Genomic DNA, 9,084 nt, shown 5'->3' with positions numbered 1-9,084 from the left:
GAGTCCCCATCTTTACATGCTGGCAACTAACGACAAGGGTTGCGCTCGTTATAGGACTTAACCTGACACCTCACGGCACGAGCTGACGACAACCATGCAGCACCTTGTAATATGTCCGAAGAAAAGTCTATCTCTAAACCTGTCATACTACATTTAAGCCCTGGTAAGGTTCCTCGCGTATCATCGAATTAAACCACATGCTCCACCGCTTGTGCGGGCCCCCGTCAATTCCTTTGAGTTTCAATCTTGCGATCGTACTCCCCAGGTGGGACACTTATCACTTTCGCTTAGTCACTGAGCTAATGCCCAACAACTAGTGTCCATCGTTTACGGCGTGGACTACCAGGGTATCTAATCCTGTTCGCTCCCCACGCTTTCGTCCATGAGCGTCAGTACATACGTAGTAGACTGCCTTCGCAATCGGTATTCTGTGTAATATCTATGCATTTCACCGCTACACTACACATTCTATCTACTTCCATATGACTCAAGTCAACCAGTATCAAAGGCAGTTCCATAGTTAAGCTATGGGATTTCACCTCTGACTTAATCGACCGCCTGCGGACCCTTTAAACCCAATGATTCCGGATAACGCTCGGACCCTCCGTATTACCGCGGCTGCTGGCACGGAGTTAGCCGGTCCTTATTCTTACAGTACCGTCAAGCTGCTACACGTAGCAGTGTTTCTTCCTGTATAAAAGCAGTTTACAACCCATAGGGCAGTCTTCCTGCACGCGGCATGGCTGGGTCAGAGTCTCCTCCATTGCCCAATATTCCTCACTGCTGCCTCCCGTAGGAGTCTGGTCCGTGTCTCAGTACCAGTGTGGGGGATCCCCCTCTCAGGGCCCCTACCTATCGTAGCCATGGTAAGCCGTTACCTTACCATCTAGCTAATAGGACGCATAGCCATCTTTTACCGATAAATCTTTAATTAAAAACCGATGCCAGTTCTCAATACTATGAGGTATTAATCTTCATTTCTAAAGGCTATCCCTCTGTAAAAGGTAAGTTCTATACGCGTTACGCACCCGTGCGCCGGTCGTCATCTGTAGCAAGCTACAATGTTACCCCTCGACTTGCATGTGTTAAGCCTGCCGCTAGCGTTCATCCTGAGCCAGGATCAAACTCTTCATTGTATATCTTAAATATGTTTAATGAATAAGTTTCAAAAGAATTTACATTATATTATAATGTGGTTATTCTACTCTTTGTTTACGCTGTCAATTTCAATATTTTCAATGAACTAATTTAAGTTGATGCTATAAGCGTTTATCACACTTCTTATCTCCCTAATTTTGTAGAAACACTAGAATCGAACTAGTTGATTTTTTATCCAAATCTTTCCAAAATCTCTCTGAACTTTTTCGCTGTATTTGTTAGCGGATGCAAATATATAAACTATTTTAATTCTGACAATAAAAAAGAAATTATTTTTTTTATTTATTTTTTTGAACCTAAATACCTGAACTTACACCCCGAAAATTTCGGACTGCAAACATACAACTTATATTTTTCCTAATCCTAATAAAAATTAAAGTTTTTTTTCTAAAAAAAATAACTCTTATTAATCGGTTTTACAATCACTCTTACTAACAACACAATCTCTCAATGAACTCAACTAAAACTACTAATTCAACATCCGAAAATGTATCGCTTTTCGCTTAGCGGGTGCAAATATACAACGCATTTCTATTCCCACAAGCTTTTGTCTGGAAAATATCTGAATTTATTTTTAAACTTCTCATAACTACATTAAAATAAACCACTTAACTAATGAATTATTTTTTAATGTTTTTATAGCTTTTTAATAACTTAAGTTAATCCGCTTCTAAAACCTTTCTAGAACTCCTAAACCTGTGTTAAGGATTGGAGCAATTGTTTGAGCTCTTTTTTTGAAACTTTTAATAACCTTTAAGCGTTTTTAGAGAAGTTAACTATATATATGTACTGAATCCCACATTAAAACATCAAAAAAAAGCGAGTGCGAAAAGCCTGACCCGACTGAAAGAAGGGTAACACCCATAAAAAAATTAAAAATCACAAGTAAGTACATATATATATTGTAGGAAAAATTGTTTTCTAATATCTTTGCAGCCTTAAAATAAGATACATTAAATGATAAAGATTACTTTACCTGACGGAAGTATTAAAGAGTTCACTGCAAACAGCACACCTATTGATGTTGCTAAAAGCATAAGTGAAGGATTGGCAAGAAACGTAATTTCTGCAAGTTTTAACGGAGAAACAGTTGAAACCACCACCCCTTTAACCACAGATGGAACTCTTGTTTTATTTACATTTAACGATGATGAAGGTAAAAAAGCTTTTTGGCATTCTTCTGCTCACGTTTTGGCAGAGGCTATATTAAGTTTTCATCCGAATGCTAAATTAACTATAGGTCCTGCTATTGATAATGGATTTTATTATGATTTAGATTTAGGTGATGAAATAATTTCTGAAAAAGACTTTGCTGAGATTGAAAAGAAGTTTCTTGAAATTGCTCGAGGTAAACACGAATTTAAAATGCGTGAAGTTTCTAAGGCTGATGCTTTAGCTAAATATAAGAATGAAAACAATCAATATAAAGTTGAGTTAATAGAAAACTTAACTGATGGAGATATTACTTTTTGTGATCATAGCACTTTTACTGATTTATGTAGAGGGGGCCACATACCTAATACCGGTATTATAAAGGCTATTAAAATAATGAATGTTGCTGGTGCTTATTGGAGAGGTGATGAAAAGAATAATCAGTTAACACGTATTTATGGAATAAGTTTTCCGAAGCAAAAAATGTTGACAGAATATTTAGCTTTATTAGAAGAAGCTAAAAAACGTGACCATAGAAAGCTAGGTAAGGAATTAGAATTATTTACTTTTTCACAGAAAGTGGGTGCAGGTTTACCATTATGGTTGCCAAAAGGAGCTGCTTTAAGAGGCCGTTTAGAAGATTTCTTAAAAAAAGCACAGAAAAAAGCTGGTTATGAAATGGTAATGACTCCACATATTGGTCAGAAAGAATTATATGTTACCTCTGGGCATTATGAAAAATATGGTGAAGACAGTTTTCAGGCAATAAAAACACCTAAAATGGATGAAGAGTTTTTATTAAAGCCTATGAATTGCCCACACCATTGTGAAGTTTACAACTTTAAACCTTATTCATATAAAGATTTACCTAAACGTTTTGCAGAATTTGGTACCGTTTATAGATATGAACAAAGTGGAGAATTACATGGTTTAACTCGAGTAAGAGGTTTTACACAAGATGATGCTCATATTTTCTGTACTCCAGAACAATTAGATCAAGAATTTAAAGATGTTATAGATTTAGTTTTGTATGTTTTTGGTTCTTTAGGTTTTGAAGATTTTACAGCACAAGTTTCTATTAGAGATATGAAAAACTTGGGTAAGTATATAGGTGATGTAGAAACTTGGGAAATTGCAGAAAAAGCAATTATTAGTGCAGCAACAGATAAAGGTCTAGATTTTGTAATTGAAGAAGGTGAAGCTGCTTTTTATGGCCCTAAATTAGATTTTATGGTTAAAGATGCTTTAGGAAGAAGTTGGCAGTTAGGAACAATACAAGTAGATTATAATTTACCTAAACGTTTTGATTTAACTTATACAGGTGCAGATAATCAACAACACAGACCAGTAATGATTCATAGAGCCCCATTTGGATCTATGGAGCGTTTTATTGCGGTTTTACTGGAGCATACAGGAGGTAATTTCCCTCTTTGGCTTACTCCTGATCAAGTTATCTTATTGCCTATCAGTGATAAATATCAAAAATATACAGAAAAAGTTTTAGAATCGTTAGAAAATTCCGAAATTCGCGCCCTCGTAGACAACCGAAGTGAAAAAACCGGACGTAAAATACGAGATGCAGAAGTAAGCAAAATACCATTTATGGTGATTGTAGGTGAGAAAGAAGAACAAGATGGCACAGTTTCTGTAAGGAAACACGGCGAAGGAGATTTAGGTACTTTTACAATTAAAGAGTTTGTTACCTTAATTAAAGAAGAAGAAGCCAAAACATTAAAGAAATTTTAATATATTAGGGTTTTATCAAAAAAAGTACAAACTGAGTAACATCAGTTAAAAAAATAAATAAGTTAAATTTAAATTTATAAGTCATAGCAATACGTAGAAGCAGGTCGAGAAGACCACTAAGAGTAATCAAAGAAGATCAACATAGAATTAATGAAAAAATAAGATATGTTGATGAAGTTCGTCTGGTAGGCGACAATGTAGAAGTTGGTGTATATCCTTTAGCAAAAGCTAGAGAATTAGCCAAAGAACAGGAATTGGATTTGGTAGAAATATCACCAAAAGCAAAACCACCTGTTTGTAAAATTATTGATTACAAGAAGTTCTTGTATGAGCAAAAGAAACGTGAAAAAGCTTTAAAGTCTAAAGCTACAAAAGTAACCATTAAAGAAATACGTTTTGGCCCTCAAACAGATGAACACGATTATGAGTTTAAAAAGAAGCACGCCATTAAGTTTTTACAAGATGGTGCTAAATTAAAAGCATTCGTTTTCTTTAAAGGACGTTCTATTATCTTTAAAGAACAAGGGCAAATTTTATTATTAAAATTAGCTCAAGAATTAGAAGATTATGGTAAAGTGGAGCAATTACCAAAATTAGAAGGTAAACGTATGATTATGTTTATTGCTCCTAAAAAAGTAAAATAAAAAATAGTTCTTAAAGTTTGTAAGTTCTTAAAGTTTATAAGTTTTGTATTCACTTAACTCTAAACTTTGTAAAACATCAACTTTAAAACTGAAAATATTAAGCAAGTTAAAACGAAGGAGAAATGCCTAAAATGAAAACAAAATCTAGCGCCAAAAAACGATTTAAAGTTACTGGTACTGGAAAATTAAAAAGAAAGCACGCGTTTAAAAGTCACATCTTAACAAAGAAGTCTAAAAAACGTAAATTAAAGCTAACTCATGACACTTTAGTTCATAAAGCAGATGAGCCTAGCATTAAACAAATGTTAAACTTAAAATAAGTTTAATAAGGGAATTTAATTATTAACCATGGAGTTAGGCAAAAAACAAAGTATTCTTAACTGAATCGCCTACTACAAAACACATTGAAATTATGCCAAGATCAGTAAATTCAGTAGCCTCAAGAAATAGAAGAAAAAAAATCTTGAAGGCAGCAAAAGGTTACTTTGGACGTAGAAAAAACGTTTACACAGTAGCAAAAAATGCGGTTGAAAAAGGTATGCTTTATGCATATAGAGACCGTAAAAACAACAAGAGAAACTTCCGTTCTTTATGGATTACGCGTATTAACGCAGCAGCTCGTTTAAACGGAATGTCTTACTCTCAGTTTATGGGAAAAGTAAAAGCTAACAACATCGAATTAAACCGTAAGGTTTTAGCAGATTTAGCAGTTAACAACCCAGAAGCTTTTAAGGCAGTTGTAGATAAAATTAAATAAATAATAATACTTGCTTATATTAAAAAACCCAAACATTTTGTTTGGGTTTTTTTCATAAATTTACACTTTTAATAACACAATTATGAGATTTAAAACATTGTTCTTTTCTGTACTTTTTATTAGCTCTGCTATATTCTCTCAACAAACTGAGCCACAAACCACCCTAGAAGATACTTCTTTAAAAGGCCAGTTTGATAAGATTTATAGAATTTCTACGACCTATCAGGTTTATAAAGTTATAGATAAAGACAAGTTCTTAAAGCTTAAAAAAAATGTTTTAGATTCTTTACAAGATGCTAAAAATTTAATCTTAGAAAAAGAAAATCTACTACAAACAGAGAGAGAAAACATAAAAAAAACTAAAGCCGACCTTGCTGAAACAAAAGCCGATTTAGAAAGTTCTAACTTAAAAGAAAACTCAATTTCTTTATTTGGTATACAATTAAGTAAAATAACTTATAACCTTGTACTTTGGAGTATTATTGTTATTTCTTTACTCGCATTATTTTACTTTATATATAAGTTTTCTAGAAGCAATGTTTTAACTAAACAAGCACAAAGTAATTTAGTTGATGTTGAGCAAGAATTCGAAGTACATAGAAAAAAATCTATTGAAAGAGAACAAAAGCTCCGCAGACAATTACAAGACGAAATTAACAAACATAGAAATAATTAATATCTTAAGATACAATTTCTTAAAATCTACTATGCTAGAAATCATTTAAAAAAAAAGAACGCAATAACTAAGTTATATTTACGAGTAAAAAAATGGTAACTATTTATTAAAATTCTGCAATTGTTTAATAGCATCCTTTTTTATAATTGAAAGTACTTTTCATTAATTTGATAACAAAATTAGTGGATAATTAAATTTATATAAATAATATAAAACTTTACTAATAATAAATATAATTTTTGTAATTTTAAGTCAGAAATTAAAAATTATATTTTGAATATATTACATATAAGTGCAGAATGTTATCCTATTGCTAAAGTTGGTGGCTTAGCAGATGTTGTTGGTGCTTTACCTAAATACCAAAGGGAACTTAATGTAACAAGCAATGTTGTAATGCCCTTTTACAACAATAAATTTACTCAAAATAATAGTTTTGATATTGTACATGAAGACCAATTAATTTTGGGGTACGACACCTTAAGTTTTAAAATACTAAAACTTACAAATAGCAATTTAGAATTTGATTTATACTGCGTAGATATACCTGAATTAATTTACAAGGAGTACGTTTATTCTGCAGATGATACAGAACGTTTTTTAGCTTTTCAAATTGCAACTTTAGATTGGATTTCTTCTTGGCAAGAAAACCCAGACATTATTCATATTCATGATCATCATACAGGTTTAATACCTTTTATGATGACACAATCTTATAAATACAAATCTCTACGATTTATTCCCACAATACTAACCATTCATAATGCACAATATCAAGGATGGTTTTCTCATAGAAAAGTATATTTAATACCCGAATTCAATTTTAAAGATGTTGGTTTATTAGATTGGAACAGTATTATTAATCCGCTTGCGGCAGCCATAAAATGTGCCTGGGCTGTAACTACAGTTTCTCCTTCTTATATGAATGAGTTAAAACTCAGTGCAAACGGATTAGAAAACTTATTAAATCAAGAAAGTGATAAATGCATTGGTATTTTAAACGGAATTGATTGGAATGTTTGGAATACAGAAACTGATGATTATCTTATAAAAAACTACACAAAATCTACGGTAGTTTCTGGTAAGAAAGCAAATAAAGAATGGCTTTGTAATGAGTTTAAATTAGATATAGATAAACCACTTTTTGCTTTTATAGGCAGATTAGTTGGCGAAAAAGGAAGTGACCTATTTCCTGAAATATTTAAAAAAGCCTTAGCAGAAAATGACATTTCTATACTCTTGTTAGGTTCTGGTAATAAAGAAACAGAAAAGCAATTAACGGCTTTATTAGACACAGAAAATTACAATGCGTATATAGGTTATGATGAAAAGCTTTCTCATATTATATATGCTGGTGCAGACTTTATTTTAATGCCTTCTAGAGTAGAACCTTGCGGTTTAAATCAAATGTATTCTTTAAGATATGGTACAATGCCAATCGTAAATGCAATTGGTGGGTTAAAAGACACAATAATAGATCTAGAACAAGAAGATGGTTTTGGTATTCGTCATTATGGTGTTACAATAACTAATGTAACCACTGCAATAAGTAGAGCAAACTCTTTTTACCAAAACAAAAAAGAATTTGTAAAAAATTCTAAAAAAATAATGGCAATCGATCATTCTTGGAACAATTCTGCACAAGAATATATTAACTTATATAAATCTTTAAAAAAGTAAACTATGATAAATAACAGTGTATTATCAATAATCTTAGGTGGTGGTCAAGGTTCTAGACTATACCCTTTAACAGCAGACAGATCCAAACCTGCTGTACCTATTGCTGGTAAATACAGATTAGTAGATATCCCAATTTCTAATTGTATTAATTCAAACATTAAAAGAATGTATGTATTAACACAATTTAATTCTGCTTCTTTAAATCAACATATAAAAAATACCTATCACTTTAGTTTTTTTAGTCAAGCTTTTGTTGATGTATTGGCTGCAGAACAAACTATGCAAAGTGATAAATGGTTTCAAGGAACTGCTGATGCTGTTAGGCAAAGTATGCATCACTTTTTACAAAACGAATTCGAATACGCATTAATTCTTTCTGGAGATCAATTATATAATATGGATTTTCAGCATATGATTGAAAAGCATAAAGAAAGTAATGCAGAAATTTCTATAGCAACTTATCCAGTAACCGCTAAAGAAGCTACTGGTTTTGGTCTATTAAAAACCAATGAAGAAAATACAATTACCTCGTTTATAGAAAAACCAGACGAATCATTATTACCAGATTGGACATCTGATGTTAGTGATGAAATGAAAAAAGATGGTAGAAACTACTTAGCTTCTATGGGTATCTATATATTTAATAGAGAGTTGTTAGTAGAGCTAATGAAAAATCCAGATACTATAGATTTTGGAAAAGAAATTATACCAAACGCAATTCATGACCATAAAACAGTAAGTTATCAATACGAAGGATATTGGACAGATATTGGTACCATACAATCTTTCTTTGAAGCAAATTTAGGTTTAACTGATGATATACCTAAGTTTAATTTATATGATGATAACAGAATTTATACAAGAGCAAGAATTTTACCAACCTCAAAAATTTCTGGAACCTTATTAAATAAAGCGGTTATTTCTGATGGATGTATTATACATGCAGACAAAATTGAACGAAGCGTGATTGGTGTAAGATCTAGAATTGGTAAAAATAGCGTAGTCACAAATACCTATATGATGGGTAATGATAGCTACGAATCTTTAGAATATATAGAAAATAATAAAATAGAAAATGTTTTAGGTATTGGAGATCGTTGTAACATTAACAATTGTATTTTAGATAAAAACTCTAGAATTGGAGATGATGTTACCATAAATGGAGGTGATCATTTAGAAGATACAGAAAAAGATAACTATATAATTAAAGACGGTATTGTAGTTGTTAGAAAAGGCGCAACAATTCCTAAAGGAACAATAATTTAACAATACCT

General features: G+C 31.9%; 7 protein-coding genes and 1 rRNA gene (1 of these 8 running past the window's edge). 7 read left to right on the top strand and 1 reads right to left on the bottom strand.

The window, feature by feature from the left end:
• Positions 1-1,136 (bottom strand): 16S ribosomal RNA (locus tag BW723_RS09505) (it extends 384 nt beyond the left edge of the window).
• Between the two features lie 979 nt (positions 1,137-2,115).
• On the opposite strand from BW723_RS09505, the gene thrS reads away from it, so the two are divergent.
• From thrS to BW723_RS09470, 7 genes are all read left to right on the top strand, one after another.
• Complete coding sequence (gene thrS / locus BW723_RS09500; protein WP_068355448.1) at positions 2,116-4,056, top strand: threonine--tRNA ligase; 1,941 nt, start codon at positions 2,116-2,118, stop codon at positions 4,054-4,056.
• A 146-nt stretch (positions 4,057-4,202) separates the two neighbouring features.
• Complete coding sequence (gene infC / locus BW723_RS09495; RefSeq protein WP_139059044.1) at positions 4,203-4,700, top strand: translation initiation factor IF-3; 498 nt, start codon at positions 4,203-4,205, stop codon at positions 4,698-4,700.
• A gap of 122 nt (positions 4,701-4,822) precedes the next feature.
• Positions 4,823-5,020 (top strand): 50S ribosomal protein L35, encoded by a 198-nt coding sequence (rpmI, locus tag BW723_RS09490; RefSeq protein ID WP_068355454.1) that lies wholly within the window; start codon positions 4,823-4,825, stop codon positions 5,018-5,020.
• A 92-nt stretch (positions 5,021-5,112) separates the two neighbouring features.
• Positions 5,113-5,457: a 50S ribosomal protein L20 gene (gene rplT / locus BW723_RS09485; RefSeq protein ID WP_068355457.1), complete on the top strand. Its 345-nt coding sequence runs from the start codon at positions 5,113-5,115 to the stop codon at positions 5,455-5,457.
• Positions 5,458-5,539: 82 nt separating this feature from the next.
• Positions 5,540-6,133 (top strand): hypothetical protein, encoded by a 594-nt coding sequence (locus BW723_RS09480; protein WP_068355460.1) that lies wholly within the window; start codon positions 5,540-5,542, stop codon positions 6,131-6,133.
• A 273-nt stretch (positions 6,134-6,406) separates the two neighbouring features.
• Entirely contained in the window at positions 6,407-7,810 is a 1,404-nt protein-coding gene (locus BW723_RS09475) for a glycogen synthase (RefSeq protein ID WP_068355463.1), read from the top strand.
• A gap of 3 nt (positions 7,811-7,813) precedes the next feature.
• The gene (locus BW723_RS09470) at positions 7,814-9,076 is read left to right on the top strand and encodes a glucose-1-phosphate adenylyltransferase (RefSeq protein ID WP_068355466.1); all 1,263 of its coding nucleotides are present in this window, start codon (positions 7,814-7,816) and stop codon (positions 9,074-9,076) included.
• Positions 9,077-9,084: the final 8 nt, after the last annotated feature.

The organism is Polaribacter reichenbachii (assembly GCF_001975665.1).
Lineage (GTDB): Bacteria > Bacteroidota > Bacteroidia > Flavobacteriales > Flavobacteriaceae > Polaribacter > Polaribacter reichenbachii.
The sequence above is the reverse complement of the archived record's forward strand: the minus strand, read 5'-3'. Positions and strand labels throughout refer to the sequence as shown.

Bases quoted from the DNA above. Each gene is read 5' to 3' on its own strand.
- thrS (WP_068355448.1), top strand. From the start codon at position 2,116: ATGATAAAGATTACTTTACCTGACGGAAGTATTAAAGAGTTCACTGCA.
- rpmI (WP_068355454.1), top strand. From the start codon at position 4,823: ATGCCTAAAATGAAAACAAAATCTAGCGCCAAAAAACGATTTAAAGTT.
- rplT (WP_068355457.1), top strand. From the start codon at position 5,113: ATGCCAAGATCAGTAAATTCAGTAGCCTCAAGAAATAGAAGAAAAAAA.
- BW723_RS09480 (WP_068355460.1), top strand. From the start codon at position 5,540: ATGAGATTTAAAACATTGTTCTTTTCTGTACTTTTTATTAGCTCTGCT.
- BW723_RS09470 (WP_068355466.1), top strand. From the start codon at position 7,814: ATGATAAATAACAGTGTATTATCAATAATCTTAGGTGGTGGTCAAGGT.